Below are 16104 nucleotides of genomic sequence, written 5' to 3'. Positions count from 1 at the left end.
CGTCGCAAATCCGCACGAGCCGGGTGTGGGCCAACTCGTCGGCAAGCGTGCCGCGATGCCGGAACAGCCAGTCATAGAACGCGGCCTGCGGCTCTTCGAGCAGCCGCAGCGACGGCAGTCCCGCAAGCCGCGCCGCTTCGACGGTCAACGCGCGCGCGCCTTCGTCGAACGACGCGGGCACCGTCAGCACGACGTCCTGCTTTTCGAGCGGCGCCTTCGGAAAGTGCTGGTTCCACGCGGCCCGCACGTGCGCGAGGTAGCTCGCGCTCGCGTCGAGCGGAGAAATCTTGCGGACGTCGTCGGGCGCGCCCCACGGCAGGATCGGCGCGACGCGATCGACCGAAGCGTGCGACAGCCAGCTTTTCGCGCTCGCGACGAGCCGCCCCGGCACCTGCGCGCCGAGCAGCCGCGCGAGCCGGCCGACCACGACCGGCTGCCCGGCGTCATTGCCTTGGCCCGACGCTGCCCGAGCACCGGCGGACCACGGCAACTGCAGATCGGCCGCGCTCAGCTCGCCGTCGGCCGCCTGATAGCGCACCGACGGCAACAGCGGCCGCGCGGCGACCTCGCCGGGGCTCACCAGCTGCTCGATCTCGAACACGCGGATTTGCTGCGATCCTGCTTCCGCGTACGCGAGCACCGTGTTGCTGGTGCCGAGATCGATGCCGACGCTGTACCGCTTCATGTCACTCACGCATTCGGGTTGCCGCGCACGTCGAATTCGACTTTCCAGCGCTCGTCGGAGCCGCGCGGGATCGCCTCCAGTTCGAGCGTGCCCGCTTCGGTCACGCGCGCGTGCAGCTTCACCGGCACGACTTCACCGGCGGTGCGGCCGGCCGCCGGCAGCGTCGCCTGAATTTCCTCGAGTTCCTGCAACTCATCGGGGCCCCAGTATTCGAGCAGCGTGCCGACCTGATCCTGACGACGCACCGACGAGCCGAAGAAGCGGAAATGCACGGGCTCGCCGACGACCAGCCCGAACTCCTGCGCGGGCAACTCGGCGTCGGTGCCTTCTTCCATGCCGAACGGCGCGACGCACAGCGCCTGCACCGGCGGCTCGAGGCCGGGCACGGCCGGCATCGCCGATTCGATCGCGATGTAGTACGCGCGCGCGGTGCCGCCGCGAATCCGCACGCCGCGGCCGCGTCGCACGTAGCCGTAGTAGGCCGCGCCGCGCGCGACCGCCAGATCGAGGTCCGCGCCTTCGAGCAGACGCGCGCTCGCCGCGCCTTCGGCCGCGAGCCAGCCGTTCAGCGTGCTCATGATGCGCTCGACCAGCAGCGTCGACTTGAACACGCCGCCGTTGAACAGCACCGCGGTCGGATGCAGAAAGCTCGCGTTTTGCGCGGCGGCATTGGCCGCAGCTTCACCGAGCCCTTCGAGTTCGGCGAGCGCGCCGACCTGACGGCCGAGGAACGCCGCCAGATGCCGCGTGATACCCGCGTCCTGCGCATAGGGCAGACCGAGCTGCGTCAGACCCACCCGCGCGCGGCTCACCGGACGCGCGGCGCTGTCGACCTGCGGGAAGAAGCCGTCGAGGATCGTCTGCGTGAGCTCGGCGCGCGTCAGCTCGGTGCGGATCGAGCCGCCGATCAGCTTCGAGCCGCGGCTCGGCACGACGAGCGGCACGGTGTCGGTCGCGGGGTCGCTGAGCAGTGTTTCCTTCGCCGCGCGGCAAGCGTAGGTCAGCGCGCGCAGCTGCCACGCGTCGGCCTGGGTGCCCTGCGCGGCAAGCTTGCGCGCGACCACGTGCGCGAGCGCGAGGTCCATGTTGTCGCCGCCGAGCAGGATGTGATCGCCGACCGCGACGCGATGCAGTTCGAGATTGCCGTCGCGCTCGATCACCGCGATCAGCGACAGGTCGGTCGTGCCGCCGCCGACGTCGACGACGAGGATAATGTCGCCGACCTTGACCTGCTTGCGCCACTGGCCACCGCTCTTCTGGATCCAGCTATAGAGCGCCGCCTGCGGCTCTTCGAGCAGCGTCATGCGCATGAAGCCGGCGGCCTCGGCTGCTTCCGCGGTCAGTTCGCGCGCGGCCGGGTCGAACGACGCGGGGATCGTCACGGTGACGTCCTGCTCGCCGAACGGCGCGTCCGGATGCGCGTGGTCCCACGCCTCGCGCAGGTGCGTCAGATAGCGCACCGAGCTTTCGAGCGGCGACACGCGTGTGACTTCGGGCGGCGCGTCGTTCGGCAGAATGCCCGCGCGACGGTCGACGCCCGGATGGCACAGCCAGCTTTTCGCGCTCGACACGAGCCGGATCGGCGTGCCGGCGCCGCGATTGCGCGCGAATTCGCCGACCGCGAATTCGCGCTGGCCGGTCCACGGCAGGTACAGGTCGCCGGAGGCCAGTTCGTCCGGATGCGGCAGGTACAGGAACGATGGCAAGAGCGGCAGAGTGTCGATTGCGCCGGGGCCTGTCAGCTGCGCGATCGACAGCACCTCCTGAGTGGTTTTCTCGCCGTCGCTCGCGTGCGTGTCCACGTAGGACAGCGCGCAGTGCGTGGTGCCGAGGTCGATGCCGATGGAATAGCGTGCGTCGCTCATAGCTCCACCTCCGCCGGTGCGATGACCTTCGCGTTATGACCGTCCGCGAGCTTCGGCAGACGCACCTCGTCGACGCGCCAGCCGCGATGGCTGATGCTGCCGCTAAACGGCGCGCTGCCGACCACGTTCCCCGTCAGACGCACCGAACTCGCGTCGAAGCCCGCGGGCAGCGTCACGCGGCTGCCTTCGGCTTCGTCGCGCACCGGGCGGATCGTGAAGTGCTCGCGCAGCGTCGCGCGGCAGCCTTCGTGCACGAGGCGCGCGGCCGCGCCGATGTCGGCGTCGCTATAGGCCTTGATGTCTTCCTCGACGAAATCGATGAAGCGCGCGTCGCGCTGCAGCAGGCCGAGCAGTTGCAGCGCGGCGTCGGGGGTTGCCTCCTTCAGCACCGGCGCGGGTTGCGGCTTCGGTTGCGGGGCGGGGGCGGGTGCGGGGGTGGCCGCGGCGGCGGTGGCGGGCGCGGGGGCCGCGCCGAACTTTTCGCCATTGCGCAGGCGCAGCACGTCGGCGGCGAACTCGCCATTGCCGAGAATGCGGAAAAACGTGCCCACGGCCAGCGAAATCCGGCCGAGGAAGGATGGGTTCGAATCGCTCATAAAGGCTCCTGATCTGCTCTGTTAGGGACGAGCGGTCCTCGCCGCGCCACGTGCGCCGGGCAGCGAAGCCGACGGGCCGGGCGGGGCTGTGATGTTGCGGGTCGGCGCGCGGCCGGGGGCGCGAGCCTTGGGCGATGATCATGCAACCGCCGGGCCGCCAGACTGTCCGGGACGCTTCGCGACCGGCTCGGCCGCGCGTGCGGCGCGCGCAAAACCCGTATTTTGCCTTGCGGCGCGCCCGACGCGGGCAAAGCCGGCAATTCTAGCGGGCAATGGGGTGGGATTGGCGGGGAGTTGGGGGGAAGGGCGCGGTGTGCGCAGGTGCTTTGGGAGCGGGTTTCGGCTTGCTGCTGGCGGACCGGCGCGAGAGGCCGGCCGCTCGCCAGCCGCTCCCCGCGCAGTCTTGCCGCTTACGCGATGATGCGCATGTCGGCGACGTTACGACTTGCTCGGCTCTTTCGGTACCCGCTTGCCCGATGGTGCCCGCGCGGGCCTGACCGGCCCGGCGACTTTCATGTCGGCGCGGTGCGGTTGTCTGTGTGCGGCCATCGAGCGTCCAGGCCTGACCGACCCGGCGGCGTGCATGTTGGCAAGGCGCGATTGCCCGTGCGCGGCTGTCACGCGCGCAGGCCTGAGCGGCCCGGTGGCGTGCCTGTGAGCGCGCGGCGGCTCTCCGTGCGCGGCCATTGCCGGCGAGGGACCGGCTGGGCGCGCGAGCGGCGCACGCGCGTCACCCGGATACCCCGGCAGGTGACCGTCATGGCTCGCCATCACGCGACGCAACTCCTCACGGCGATGGAAAACCTCCGCGCGACGATCGCCATGCGCATAGAACTGGCGCTGCCGGACGCCGTCCCGGCCGACGACCCAGATATACGTATCGCCGCCGACGAACACCACGTCGCGGTCGACCACATTCGCGACGTACACGTCGGTGGGCAACGGCTGATACGCGGTCACGGTCACTTCGGGAGGGCGGTTCGGGGCGCTGACGAGCTGGCCTTGCCCACTGGTCACGCAGCCCGCGAGAAAGCTCGCGCACGCAGCCGACGCCAACAGCGCCTTGGTGATCTTTTTCAACTTCATTCCCCGGTTTGTCTTGTTTATTTGTCGAGCGACGCCCTTTTAACGGCCACGCGTTTTGCGTTCTTGAGATACGAATCGCCGATCGGGAAAATGAGTTGATGAATGCGCACGCGAAAACCGCGCAGGCGAAAACGCATGCGCCATTGCGCGTGCGCAGCAGGGGCTCCGATCCGCGCTTAATTGCCGCCCGGATTGCCTTCTTCAGACTTCGCGTCGTGCCAGTTCATCCGGTGCCGATTGACGGTCTCGGTATGGCGCGCGTCGTCCTCGGTGTGCAGATAAAGGCTGGTCGTATTCAGCGACACGTGGCCGAGATTGTCGCGGATCGTGCGCAGATCGACGCCGCCGTCCGCCTGGTGCGAGCCGGCCGTATGCCGCAGCCAGTGCGCCGACGCGCGCTCGAGTTCGTCGGCGCGATCGGCGAATTCGGGGCCACGCGCGCGCAGCCAGATCGCCGCGCCCGCGAAGATGCCTTTGATCGCGTCGTGAATGGCCGAGCGCGACAGGCAGCGGTTGCGACCCTTGAAGGGCAGCACGAGCGGAGTTTCCTCGGCGCGGGTCGGCAGCGCGGCGAGGCCATTCAGCGTCCGGTAGCTGCGCAGTTCCTGAATCAGTTCGGCCGACACCGGCACGATCCGCTCCTTGTCGCCCTTGCCGAGCGTTTCGAGCCACCACTGGTCCTGACCGTCGGCGCCGAGCCTTCGGAAGAACTGGCCCATCTGCCCGCCGGCGACCTCGGAAATGCGCATGCCCTGCAGATAGAACAGCGTGGTCAGCCAGCGGCAGCGCGCGTAGTACGCGCGCTGCGCATCGGTATCTTGCGGCAACTGCTCGACGAACAGTTTCACTTCGTCCCACAGCGACGTCGACAGATAGCGCGTGACGCGCGGCGCCGAGCGCTTCGCGCGCTGTCGCAGCAGCGCCATCGGATTGCCGCGCAGATAGCCCGCGTTGACGAGCCACGTGAACATCGCGTTCAGGATGATCAGCGCCTGGCGCTGGCTGGCCGGCGACAGCGGCCCGTTGAACGGCCGCCAGCGCGCATCGCCGCGCGCGTACTTGCCGCCGTTTGCCGACACCCAGCGCGCGGCCGGCTGCGGATCGGCGATGAACGCTTTGAACAGCAGCAGATCCTCGTGCGTCAGCGACGACAGCGGCTTGCCGAGCTGCACGACGGCCCACAGCAGCAGCCGCTCGGCTTCCTTGCGGTAGTTGTCGAAGGTGGTCTTGGTGTCGGCGTAATTGGAGAGCCACGCGCGCACGGCGTCGAGGTCATTGCGCGCCGATAGCTGGGAGATTTCCGCCGCGCCGCGATTGGTGCCGTCGCGGCCATCGAGCAGTTCCGGCACGACGAGCGATTCGACGGGCTGGACGGTGGCGAGCTCAGCATTCGGGGCAGCTTTCGGCACGGCTTTGGACACGGTTCGGGACACTCCTCGGGCGCACGCCGGTTGGCGTCATTCTGCTCCGCTCAGGCGTTGTCCGAAGCGTTTGCCTGAAAAGAAAACAGCGCCCATTCTCTTGCTGATGAAACGCGAAACCCTATCACACAGTAGGCCGCGCCTGGCGCAAAACAGCGGGGCGCACTCAAGCTTCGACGCAGCGACGATCGATCGGCATACAGTAATCGAGCGCGCCGCGCGATTGTTGCCCGCTATAGTCGCCATCTATTACCGGCATTGCCGGATTCGAATTCTATTGAACTTTGCCCTCGCCTATATTCGAATAGGAGGGGCGCGTCGGCCGGAGTCATCTGTTAGAGACTCCGGCTGCGTTTCCTTCAACCCTGGATTTCATGAGTGCACTGCCGAATCATTCGGCCGACTGTCGGGTTCCTCGATCGTCAAATTGCCACGGACGCCTGACAGGATGACAAACGCATAACAAGTACCTTGCATGGGATTGGAGAAAGTGCTTCGCACCGACTCCGATCGACAACGGAGACATCCTCCAAAGGAGAGAACGCATGTCAAACGAAGCAAAGTGCCCGTTCATCCACACCGCCGGCGGCGGGACGACCATTCGAGACTGGTGGCCGAAGCAATTGCGCGTCGATCTGCTGAACCAGCATTCCAACCGCTCCAATCCGCTAGACAAGGACTTCAACTATGCCGAGGCATTCAAGAGCCTCGACTACGACGCGATCAAGAAAGACCTCGCCGCGCTGATGACCGATTCGCAGCCGTGGTGGCCCGCTGACTTTGGCCACTACGGACCGCTGTTTATCCGTATGGCATGGCACAGCGCCGGCACCTACCGCATCGGCGACGGTCGCGGCGGCGCAGGGCGCGGCCAGCAGCGTTTCGCGCCGATCAACAGCTGGCCGGACAACGTGAGCCTCGACAAGGCGCGCCGGCTGCTATGGCCGATCAAGCAGAAATACGGCCAGAAAATTTCGTGGGCCGATCTGCTGATCCTGACCGGCAACGTCGCGCTCGAAACGATGGGCTTCAAGACATTTGGTTTCGGCGGCGGGCGCGAGGACACGTGGGAACCGGATCAGGACGTTTATTGGGGCAATGAAAAGACCTGGCTCGGCGGCGACGTGCGCTATGGCAAGGGCGCGGCCGGCAGGGAAGACGACGAAGGCGTGCTGGTCGCCGACGAGGAACTGCACGGCACCGAAAAGAGCCGCACCGATCCGCCCGGACGCAACCTCGAAAACCCGCTCGGCGCGGTGCAGATGGGCCTGATCTACGTGAACCCGGAAGGCCCGGACGGCAATCCCGATCCGCTCGCGGCGGCGGTCGACATCCGCGAAACGTTCGCCCGCATGGCGATGAACGACGAGGAAACGGTCGCGCTGATCGCCGGTGGCCACACGTTCGGCAAGACGCACGGCGCGGGGCCCGCCGAGAACGTCGGTCCGGAACCGGAAGGTGCCGGTCTCGAGGAGATGGGGCTCGGCTGGCGCAACAGCTTCGGCACCGGCAAGGGTGGCGACACGATCACGAGCGGTATCGAAGTCACGTGGACCTCGACGCCGACGCAGTGGGGCATGGGCTATTTCCACAACCTGTTCGGCCACGAGTGGGAGCTGACCAAGAGCCCGGCCGGCGCGAATCAGTGGGTTGCGAAGGGCGCGGAGCCCACGATCCCGCATGCGCACGACCCGTCAAAAAAACTGCTGCCGACGATGCTGACGACCGACCTGTCACTACGCCTCGACCCGATCTACGAAAAGATCTCGCGGCGCTTCATGGACAACCCGGACGAGTTCGCCGACGCGTTCGCGCGCGCGTGGTTCAAGCTCACGCACCGCGACATGGGTCCGCGCGCCCGCTATCTGGGCCCGGAAGTGCCGGCGGAAGAACTGCTGTGGCAGGACCCGATTCCGGCCGTCGATCACCCGCTCGTCGACGACAAGGACGTCGCGGCGCTGAAGCAGAAGATCCTCGCGTCCGGACTGTCGGTGTCGCAGCTGGTCACGACCGCGTGGGCATCGGCCTCGACGTTCCGCGGCTCGGACAAGCGCGGCGGCGCTAACGGCGCGCGCATCCGGCTCGCGCCGCAGAAGGACTGGGCCGTCAACCAGCCTGCCGAGCTCGCGAAGGTGCTGAAGGTGCTCGAAGGCATCCAGAGCGAGTTCAACGGTGCGCAGTCCGGCGGCAAGAAGATTTCGCTCGCCGACCTGATCGTGCTGGCGGGGAGTGCCGGCATCGAGCAGGCTGCGAAGAACGCCGGGCAGCAGGTGACGGTGCCGTTCTCGCCGGGTCGGATGGATGCGTCGCAGGATCAGACCGACGTCCAATCGGTCGGCGCGCTCGAGCCGGTCCACGACGGCTTCCGCAACTATCTGGGCGGCAAGTTCCCGGTGGAGGCGGAGAAGCTGCTGATCGACAAGGCGCAACTGCTGACGTTGACGGCGCCCGAGATGACGGCGCTGATCGGCGGCCTGCGCGTACTGAAGGTGGGCGGTGGCAAGGAAGGCGTGCTGACGGACAAACCGGAAACGCTGACCAACGACTTCTTCCGTAACCTGCTCGATATGGGTACGGAATGGACGCCGGTGTCGGAGGCCGCGGAAACGTTCGAAGGCGCCGACGCGAAGACCGGCGAGGTCAAGTGGACGGGTACCCGTGTCGATCTGGTGTTCGGCTCGAACTCGGTGCTGCGCGCCCTGAGCGAGGTCTATGCGAGCGAGGACGGTAAGGAGAAGTTCGTGCGCGACTTCATTGCCGCGTGGGTCAAGGTGATGAATCTGGATCGTTTTGATCTGGCTTGATCCAGCTACTGCGGCGCGTGGTTCCTTGCCACGCCGACGCTGTGTTCGAAGGTAGCTTTGAGTAGTCATCGAGCGCGATTGCCGGGATGCCGGCAATCGCGTTTTTTTCGTCTCCTTCCCAGGCGTCCACTCAGATCATCTTCAACACCACCCTGAAACGCGCGTGACCGCTCAGCATCCGATCGTAGGCCTGCGCCGCCTCGGCGAGCGGATACTCCTCGATCATCGGCTTGACGCCGGTGAGCGCGCTGAACGCGAGCGTGTCCTGCGAATCGGCCGAGGTGCCGGAGGGCCAGCCTTGCACCGAGTTGCGTCCCATGATGAACTGCACGATCGGCACTTCGATCGGCTCTTCGGAAACGCCGACCATCACGAGCTTGCCGTTCAGGCCGAGACCGCCGAGCGTGGCGGTCATCGCCTTGCCGCTCGTCACCGTGGCGAGGATCAGCTTCGCGCCGCCCAGTGCCTGCAATTTCTCGGCGACGTTCTCCGTTTTGCTGTCGATGTAGTGATGCGCGCCCAGTTGCTGCGCGAGCGGGGCCTTGTCCTGACCGCGCGCGATCGCCACCGTACGAAAGCCCATCTTGCGCGCGAACTGCACGCCTAGATGACCGAGGCCGCCGATGCCGAGAATCGCGACCACGTCGCCGGCGCGCGCGCCGCTATTGCGTATCGCGTTGAAGGTCGTGATGCCCGCGCACAGCAGCGGCGCGGCATCGACATCGGACAGATCGTCGGGAATGCGCGCCAGCGCTTCGACCGGGGCCACCATGTATTCGGCGTAGCCGCCGTCGTAGCTGATGCCGGGGATCAGCGCAAACTTGCACAGCACGAAGTCGCCCCGGCGGCAGTGTTCGCATTTGCCGCAGTGCCCGCCGTGCCAGCCGACCCCGACACGCTGCCCGACCTGCCAGCCCTCGACACCCGCACCGAGCGAATCGATCACGCCCGCGATCTCGTGACCGGGCACGCGCGGATAGGCGAGGCCCGGCCACAGCCCGTCCTTGGTCATCACATCGCTATGACAGATGCCGCAAGCCTGAATCCTGATGCGCACGTGACCCGCGCCCGCCTCGGGCACGTCACGTTCGACCAGTTCGAGCGGGCCGCCGGCCTGCTTCACTTCGACTGCTTTCATCGTGGGCATGATGTTCTTCCTTTCCAGTGGTGAACGGGACAAGAGGGGAACAAACTCAAACATCATAGTCCGCGCCCAGGCGGGTCGCCAGAAAGAAGCCGCCGTCAATTGGCCGATGACGATGACATCCGATGTAATTGGCGCGCCGCGAGGGCGCCGCTAATCTTCGGCTATTGCGCCGCCAATTCGATGGCGCGCAGCAGTTCTTATCAGTCCATTAAAAGGAGGGCAAAGCGATGAACCTCACGAGTCACGATCCGAAAGTGCAGCCGGGCGATCTCGGTAGTCTGTTGCGCTATTGGCGTGACGTGCGCGGCGTGAGTCAGCTCGATCTGTCGCTCGAGGCCGGCTTCTCGCAGCGGCAGATCAGCTTCATCGAAAGCGGGCGCAGCGTGCCGGGCCGCGACACGCTGCTGACGCTTGCGCAGACTCTCGACGTGCCGCTGCGCGAGCGCAATGCGCTGCTGCTTGCCGCCGGTTACGCACCGGTCTATTCGGAAGCGCCGTGGAATGCGCAAGAGATGAACGGCGTGGTTCGCGCGCTCGAACGGGTCGTGCGTCAGCATGAGCCGTTTCCGGCGCTCGTGATGGACCGCGACTGGAACGTGCTGATGAGCAACGACGCGGCGCCGCGCTTTTTCAACTGCTTCATCGACATGGCTGCGCGCGAAGGCCCGCGCAACATGCTGCATCTGATCTTCGATCCGCTCGGCATGCGTCCGTTCGTGGCCGATTGGGATGAGGTCGCGCGAAGCCTGCTGCAACGCGTGTATCGTGAATCGGTGGGTCATGTCATCGGTGCCCACACAAAGCGTCTACTCGATGAACTGCTTGCGTATCCCGATGTGCCACGCGACTGGAAGACGCATCATGGCTCTTCCACGACGCCCGCGACACTGCCGATGATTCCACTCGGCTTGATCAGCGAAGGCGTGGTGCTGCGCTATTTCTCGATGGTCACGACCGTGGGTACACCGCAAAACGTGGCCGCGCAGGAACTGCGCATCGAATCCATGTTCCCCGCCGACGAGGCCACCGAAGCACGCCATCAGCAGTTGCTTGCGAAATATGCGTTGCCGCAACCTCCGTTATCGGCTAACCGTACGCCGTGACATGGCAGTGCCCTCGGTTTTTGGGCGTGCATCCGAGCTGAACAGCCTGAGCGATCCGACGCATCCTGGTGCGGCAACGCGTTGAGCGTGGACGCAGTGCCAGGCACGCTCGATGCTCCAGCGGGATATGCGCTGATCGCCTTGCGCAATGTCCCGACGGACGCCTGATCGATGGAAGCCCATCGCTCGCGCCCGCCAAAACTGGAAGAACACAACACGAAACCGACTACCCCCTTACTGGCAGTCAGCTTCTTCGCAGCCGATGTGCAGGCAGGCGCGGGACCCTTTCTCGGCATCTATCTGCAAGCGCATGGATGGAGCCCCGACATGATCGGCACCGTGCTGACGCTGGGGGCCATCGTCAGCGTGCTCGTGACGGCCCCGGCTGGCGCGCTGGTCGATGCCATTTACCATCGGCGCGCGGTGGTGGTTGCCGCAAGCGCGCTGACGGTCGTCGCCGCGTGCGTGATCTGGCTCTCGCGCGGCTACTGGCCGATCGCGTTCTCGCAGATCGCCACGGCAGTGGCGGGCTCGGTCATGGGCACCGCGCTGATGGGATTGACGCTCGGCATGACCGGCCGCAGAAACTTCGACCGGCAATACGGCCGCAATCAGGTGGCGAACCACGCCGGCAACATCGTGGCGGCCGCTTTGTCCGGCGCGATCGGCTGGTGGCTCGGCATCGTCTGGGTGTTCGCGCTCGGGGCGGCGTTCGGCATCGCGTGCATTGTCTCCGTGCTGCTGATTCCCGCGCGCGCGGTGCATCGGCACTATGCGCGCGGCCTCGCGCACGAGGACGACAAGGATCGCTCGCAGGTGCGCGCGGACAGCGTGCGCGCGCTGATCCGCTGCCGCCCGTTGCTGTTGCTCGCGCTTGCGCTGGCCGCCTTCAGCCTCGGCAATTCCACGCTGCTGCCGCTTTACAGCCTTGCGCAAGCGGCGGCGCACCACCGCGATGCCAGCGCGATCACGGCGGCCAATATCATCATTTCCCAGCTCGTGATGCTGTGCGCCGCTGTCTACGCGAGCCGCGCGATCCGCCGCTGGGGTTTCTGGTGGGTCATCTTCGCGACGCTGATCACGCTGCCGCTGCGCGGCTTGACCGCGGCATGGATCACGGCCGAGTGGGGGATCGTGCCGGTGCAAATCTTCGACGGTCTGGGCTCCGGGCTGCAAAGCGTCGCGATCCCGGCTCTCGTCGTGCACCTGTTGCATGGCAGCGGGCGGGTGAACCTCGGTCAGGGCGCGGTGCAAAGCGTGGAAGCCGCCGGCGGTTGCCTGAGTCCACTGCTCGGCGGATGGCTCGCCAGCCGCTTCGGCTACCCGACGGCATTCATTGCGCTCGGTAGCTTCGCGTTCATTTCGCTGGCCGTGTGGATCGCCCAAGGCGCGACGATCAGGCGAGCGTGCGATACGCGCCGCGACGAACTCGAGAAAATGACCGACATCGATGCGTCGGCGTTGTTTTCGTAACTCGGACGCCGCGGCCCGCAATCAGTTGAACCCACACGCTTGACCCAGATCAAGCCGTCCGCCATGCCGGGGCGCATGATGTAAGCGCGTGACGCAAATAGGAAGCATCGTGTTTCATTCCGGCCACAGGAGAAGTCCGTCATGAAAGCACTCGTTTATCACGGTCCGGGCAAAAAGTCGCTCGACGAACGGCCGATCCCCGAACTCGCGGCGCCCACCGATGCAATCGTCAAAGTCACTCGCACGACGATCTGCGGCACCGATCTGCACATTCTCAAAGGCGACGTGCCGAGCTGCGAGCCGGGCCGCATTCTCGGCCACGAAGGCGTCGGTGTCGTGCATCAGGTCGGCGACGCGGTGAGCGGGCTCGCGGCCGGCGATCACGTGCTGATCTCGTGCATTACCTCGTGCGGTCGCTGTGACTACTGCAGGCGCGGCATGTATTCGCATTGCACGACGGGCGGCTGGATCCTCGGTAACCGGATCGACGGCACCCAGGCCGAATACGTGCGCATTCCGCATGCGCAGAGCAGTCTGTACCGGATTCCGGCCGGTCTCGACGAAGAGGCGCTCGTGATGCTGTCCGACATTCTGCCGACCGGCTTCGAATGTGGCGTGCTGAACGGCAAGGTTCAGCCGGGTTCTACGGTGGCGATCGTCGGCGCCGGACCGATCGGGCTCGCGGCGCTGTTGACCGCGCAGTTCTACTCGCCGGCGCAGATCATCATGATCGATCCCGATGTCAACCGGCTCGAGGTCGCGCACCGCTTCGGCGCGACCGCGTGCGTCGACAACGCGCATACCGATGCGGTCGCGCAAGTGCTGAAGCTGACGGAATCGGTCGGCGCCGAGTGCGTGATCGAAGCGGTCGGCATTCCGCCGACGTTCGAGCTTTGCCAGCAACTGGTCGCGCCTGGCGGAACGATCGCGAACATCGGCGTGCACGGCGTGAAGTGCGATCTGCATCTGGAACAGCTGTGGGATCGCAACATCGCGATTACGACGCGTCTCGTCGATACCGTCAGTACCCCGATGCTGATGAAGACGGTCAAGGCGGGGCGGATCGATCCGACGCGTCTGATCACGCATCGGTTCCGGCTCGACGATATTCTTTCGGCTTACGAGACGTTCTCCAGCGCGTCGAGCACGCGCGCGCTGAAGGTGTTGATCGAAGCGTCTTAGGCGGGGCGCGGCGAGCCGGAGCGGTGGCGCGCATGGTCGCGCGGCAGACCTCTATACTGTGCGTCGTCAAAACACGAGGCCCTGTCGCCGACCCGTGGCTCCGCCACCTCGCGAAATCGGCATTGCTCGCCCCGCCCATCCATGGATACTGATTTGTCGTCGCCGCGCCGCTCACGGCTCACGCGCGTTATCGAGGTGTTCAGCGCATTTCTCAAACTCGGGCTGACCAGTTTCGGTGGCCCGATCGCTCACATCGGTTACTTCCGGCGCGAGTTCGTCGAGCAGCGCCGCTGGCTCGACGACGAAGCCTTCATCGACCTGGTCGGCCTGTGCCAGTTTCTGCCGGGCCCCGCGAGCAGCCAGGCGGGATTTTCGATCGGATTGCTGCGGGCCGGGTGGGCTGGGGGCCTTGCCGCGTGGTGCGGCTTCACGCTGCCGTCGGTACTCGTAATGCTGGCCTTTGCCGCGATCGCGCCGGACCTCGGCGGAGCGCTCGGCACGGGTGTGATCCACGGCCTGAAACTCGTCGCGGTGGCCGTCGTCGCGCAGGCGGTCTGGGACATGGCGCGGCGTCTTTGTCCGGATCGCCGCCGCGCGGCGATCGCGCTCGCATCGCTCGCATTGCTGAGTGTGCTTGGCACCGTCTACGCCCAACTGATCGTGATCGGCGCCGGCGCCGTGCTCGGTGTCACGCTGTGCCGGACCACGGCGGCGCAAGCGCCACGCGCCACTCCTCTGCGGGCCGGCGATTTTCAGGTGTCGCGCACGGCGGGCATCGTCGCGCTAGTGGTGTTTTGCGCATTGCTGTTCGGGTTGCCGCTATGGGCGGCAAGCGGGCCCTCGCAAGGCCTGCGCGTGTTCGACGCGTTCTATCGCTCGGGCGCGCTCGTGTTCGGCGGCGGGCACGTGGTGCTGCCGCTTTTGCAGCGTGAAACCGTCGCGACCGGATGGGTCTCGCCCAACGACTTTTTGGCCGGCTATGGCGCGGCCCAGGCCGTACCCGGACCTCTATTCACGTTCGCGGCGTTTCTCGGCTGGATGATGGCGCTGCCACCCAGACACTGGAGCGGCGCACTGCTGGCGACAGGGGGCATCTTTCTGCCGGGACTGCTGCTCGTGCTCGCCGCATTGCCGTGGTGGCAGGCGCTGCGCGCGCGTGCGGCGATGGCGGCGGCGCTTGCCGGCGTCAATGCCGCGGTGGTCGGCCTGCTGGCCGCCGCGCTCTATTCGCCGGTGTGGACGAGCGCGGTGTTGTCGGCGACGGATTTCGCGGTCGCGTGTATCGGCTTTTTGCTGTTGCTGCGCTGGAAAGTGCCGCCGCTTGCAGTCGTCGTGCTGTGTGTGGCGGCCGGCGTTGCTCAAACCGTGTGGCACCCGCTCTGACAGCGCTAATCGCGCACGGACGTTCACGCGGCCTCGGTGCGTTTGCCGCACCACGACGCGACGCCGCCGCGCGACGCCACGACGCGGATGCGGGTTCGGTGACGCGCACCGGCGAATGACCTTCGTACCGACACGGCCGCGGCAAACGACGCCACCGCTGATGACGCGGAACGCTGCCTTGACGTACGTCAAATCCGCGGTGGATTGCGTGATTAAGCTGGAGACGTCGCGGCACTTCATGCGCTTGGGGGCGTCACCATGCATATTTCCTTTCCATCCTGCATGCCCGAATACTGCGCCCGCGATCTGGTGCTGGCGTTTCCGGCGCACGTCGACGATCGGTCCGTGCAGTGCGCGATTACCGCCGAGGCGCTCGAAGATCACTTCGGCGCGCGCTCGCTGCGCGAAGACGATCTGGTCCAGGCGTTCCTCGCGCACCGCTATCAGATCGAGCAGGCCGCCAAACAGCTGCTCGAGGAGGTCGGCGCGAAGCCCGTGCTGCTGCACAGCGGGTTCTTCAGGTTCTCCGCGTGACCGGCGGCAATTATCCGGTGCTCTACGCGATTGGCGCGGTGGCGCTCCTTCTCGCACTCGCCGTCGATCCGTTTGCCGCGCGCAGCGCGAAATGAATGCGACGGTTTCGTCTGTACCGGCGATCGGTATGGCCCTGGCGCTGCCGTTGATCGGCGTGGCGCACAATGTTGACGAGCTGATCGCGCTGCGTTTGATCGCCGGTCTGGTAGGCGGCTATGCATCTGCTCGCCAACCTGTCGATCGAGCCGATCATCACCGTGTATTCTTCGTGACCGGCGCGCGGCTGATCGCCTGCGGTGGCCTCGCGCGCTGGGCGCACGGCCGCGCTGGAGCCTGACAGGCAGGCAAGCCGGCAGGTACATTGAACCTTTTAACGCATCCGGTGGGAAGGGAACATGAGCACTCAAGCGGACAATCGCGCGTTACTGCGCACGCTCGGCATCCACAAGCCGATCATTCAGGCGCCGATGGCCGGTGTCACCACACCGGCGCTCGCGGCCGCGGTGTCGAACGCGGGCGGTCTGGGCTCGCTCGGCGTTGCCGCGATGAACGCGGAGAACGCGCGCCGCGCGATCCACCAGACCCGCGAGCTAACGACTAAGCCGTTCAACGTCAACGTGTTCTGCCATCGCCCGGCAACACCCGATGCGGCCGTCGAGCGTGCATGGCTCGCCTGGCTAGAACCGGTGTTCCGGCAGTACGGCGCGACGCCGCCGCAAGCGCTCTCGGAGATCTACACGAGCTTCGTCGTCGACACCGCGATGCAGGCGATGCTGCTCGCGGAGAAGCCGGCCGTCGTCAGCTTCCATTTCGGCTTGCCGCCCG

The 16104-nt window shown here is 66.3% G+C and carries 14 protein-coding genes; 8 read left to right on the top strand and 6 right to left on the bottom strand.

What is annotated here, in order from left to right; translation table 11 throughout:
* The 5 genes from AB4Y34_RS38450 to AB4Y34_RS38430 form a co-directional block, all read right to left on the bottom strand.
* Nucleotides 1-685, bottom strand: a 685-nt coding sequence (locus tag AB4Y34_RS38450; RefSeq protein WP_368718983.1) for an Hsp70 family protein, incomplete at its 3' end; no start/stop codon positions are given.
* Nucleotides 686-690: 5 nt separating this feature from the next.
* A complete protein-coding gene (locus tag AB4Y34_RS38445) occupies nucleotides 691-2550 on the bottom strand; it encodes an Hsp70 family protein (protein ID WP_176384787.1) in 1860 nt (619 codons plus the stop codon).
* Nucleotides 2547-3146, bottom strand: a complete 600-nt coding sequence (locus AB4Y34_RS38440) for a DUF2760 domain-containing protein (protein WP_368718982.1) — start codon at nucleotides 3144-3146, stop codon at nucleotides 2547-2549. The genes AB4Y34_RS38445 and AB4Y34_RS38440 overlap by 4 nt, the downstream gene beginning before the upstream one ends.
* Before the next feature lie 438 nt (nucleotides 3147-3584).
* Entirely contained in the window at nucleotides 3585-4232 is a 648-nt protein-coding gene (locus tag AB4Y34_RS38435) for a hypothetical protein (RefSeq protein ID WP_368718981.1), read from the bottom strand.
* A 176-nt stretch (nucleotides 4233-4408) separates the two neighbouring features.
* The gene (locus AB4Y34_RS38430) at nucleotides 4409-5653 is read right to left on the bottom strand and encodes a tyrosine-type recombinase/integrase (protein ID WP_368718980.1); all 1245 of its coding nucleotides are present in this window, start codon (nucleotides 5651-5653) and stop codon (nucleotides 4409-4411) included.
* A gap of 545 nt (nucleotides 5654-6198) precedes the next feature.
* Here AB4Y34_RS38430 and katG point away from each other — a divergent pair.
* Complete coding sequence (katG, locus tag AB4Y34_RS38425; protein ID WP_368718979.1) at nucleotides 6199-8457, top strand: catalase/peroxidase HPI; 2259 nt, start codon at nucleotides 6199-6201, stop codon at nucleotides 8455-8457.
* A 130-nt stretch (nucleotides 8458-8587) separates the two neighbouring features.
* Here the strand turns inward: katG and AB4Y34_RS38420 are convergent, their stop codons facing one another.
* The gene (locus AB4Y34_RS38420) at nucleotides 8588-9604 is read right to left on the bottom strand and encodes an alcohol dehydrogenase (protein ID WP_368718978.1); all 1017 of its coding nucleotides are present in this window, start codon (nucleotides 9602-9604) and stop codon (nucleotides 8588-8590) included.
* A 227-nt stretch (nucleotides 9605-9831) separates the two neighbouring features.
* On the opposite strand from AB4Y34_RS38420, the gene AB4Y34_RS38415 reads away from it, so the two are divergent.
* The 7 genes from AB4Y34_RS38415 to AB4Y34_RS38385 form a co-directional block, all read left to right on the top strand.
* Nucleotides 9832-10707, top strand: a complete 876-nt coding sequence (locus AB4Y34_RS38415) for a helix-turn-helix domain-containing protein (RefSeq protein WP_368718977.1) — start codon at nucleotides 9832-9834, stop codon at nucleotides 10705-10707.
* 171 nt (nucleotides 10708-10878) lie between these two features.
* On the top strand, nucleotides 10879-12180 hold the full coding sequence (locus tag AB4Y34_RS38410) for an MFS transporter (protein WP_368718976.1): 1302 nt from the start codon (nucleotides 10879-10881) through the stop codon (nucleotides 12178-12180).
* Nucleotides 12181-12321: 141 nt separating this feature from the next.
* Entirely contained in the window at nucleotides 12322-13362 is a 1041-nt protein-coding gene (locus AB4Y34_RS38405) for a zinc-dependent alcohol dehydrogenase family protein (protein WP_368718975.1), read from the top strand.
* A 141-nt stretch (nucleotides 13363-13503) separates the two neighbouring features.
* Nucleotides 13504-14745, top strand: a complete 1242-nt coding sequence (chrA, locus tag AB4Y34_RS38400; protein ID WP_368718974.1) for a chromate efflux transporter — start codon at nucleotides 13504-13506, stop codon at nucleotides 14743-14745.
* Nucleotides 14746-15003: 258 nt separating this feature from the next.
* Nucleotides 15004-15279: a DUF1488 domain-containing protein gene (locus AB4Y34_RS38395; RefSeq protein ID WP_176108444.1), complete on the top strand. Its 276-nt coding sequence runs from the start codon at nucleotides 15004-15006 to the stop codon at nucleotides 15277-15279.
* Between the two features lie 91 nt (nucleotides 15280-15370).
* Nucleotides 15371-15616 (top strand): hypothetical protein, encoded by a 246-nt coding sequence (locus tag AB4Y34_RS38390; protein ID WP_176104969.1) that lies wholly within the window; start codon nucleotides 15371-15373, stop codon nucleotides 15614-15616.
* Nucleotides 15617-15674: 58 nt separating this feature from the next.
* Nucleotides 15675-16104, top strand: a 430-nt coding sequence (locus AB4Y34_RS38385) for an NAD(P)H-dependent flavin oxidoreductase (RefSeq protein ID WP_368718973.1), incomplete at its 3' end; no start/stop codon positions are given.

The organism is Paraburkholderia sp. BR10954 (assembly GCF_040965775.1).
GTDB classification, from domain to species: domain Bacteria; phylum Pseudomonadota; class Gammaproteobacteria; order Burkholderiales; family Burkholderiaceae; genus Paraburkholderia; species Paraburkholderia youngii.
The sequence above is the reverse complement of the archived record's forward strand: the minus strand, read 5'-3'. Positions and strand labels throughout refer to the sequence as shown.

What these genes read in the sequence shown, in the direction of transcription:
- AB4Y34_RS38395 (WP_176108444.1), top strand. Translation starts at nt 15,004, where the DNA reads ATGCATATTTCCTTTCCATCCTGCATGCCCGAATACTGCGCCCGCGAT.
- AB4Y34_RS38390 (WP_176104969.1), top strand. Translation starts at nt 15,371, where the DNA reads ATGAATGCGACGGTTTCGTCTGTACCGGCGATCGGTATGGCCCTGGCG.
- AB4Y34_RS38445 (WP_176384787.1), bottom strand. Translation starts at nt 2,550, where the DNA reads ATGAGCGACGCACGCTATTCCATCGGCATCGACCTCGGCACCACGCAC.
- chrA (WP_368718974.1), top strand. Translation starts at nt 13,504, where the DNA reads ATGGATACTGATTTGTCGTCGCCGCGCCGCTCACGGCTCACGCGCGTT.
- AB4Y34_RS38440 (WP_368718982.1), bottom strand. Translation starts at nt 3,146, where the DNA reads ATGAGCGATTCGAACCCATCCTTCCTCGGCCGGATTTCGCTGGCCGTG.
- katG (WP_368718979.1), top strand. Translation starts at nt 6,199, where the DNA reads ATGTCAAACGAAGCAAAGTGCCCGTTCATCCACACCGCCGGCGGCGGG.
- AB4Y34_RS38415 (WP_368718977.1), top strand. Translation starts at nt 9,832, where the DNA reads ATGAACCTCACGAGTCACGATCCGAAAGTGCAGCCGGGCGATCTCGGT.
- AB4Y34_RS38435 (WP_368718981.1), bottom strand. Translation starts at nt 4,232, where the DNA reads ATGAAGTTGAAAAAGATCACCAAGGCGCTGTTGGCGTCGGCTGCGTGC.
- AB4Y34_RS38420 (WP_368718978.1), bottom strand. Translation starts at nt 9,604, where the DNA reads ATGCCCACGATGAAAGCAGTCGAAGTGAAGCAGGCCGGCGGCCCGCTC.
- AB4Y34_RS38405 (WP_368718975.1), top strand. Translation starts at nt 12,322, where the DNA reads ATGAAAGCACTCGTTTATCACGGTCCGGGCAAAAAGTCGCTCGACGAA.
- AB4Y34_RS38410 (WP_368718976.1), top strand. Translation starts at nt 10,879, where the DNA reads ATGGAAGCCCATCGCTCGCGCCCGCCAAAACTGGAAGAACACAACACG.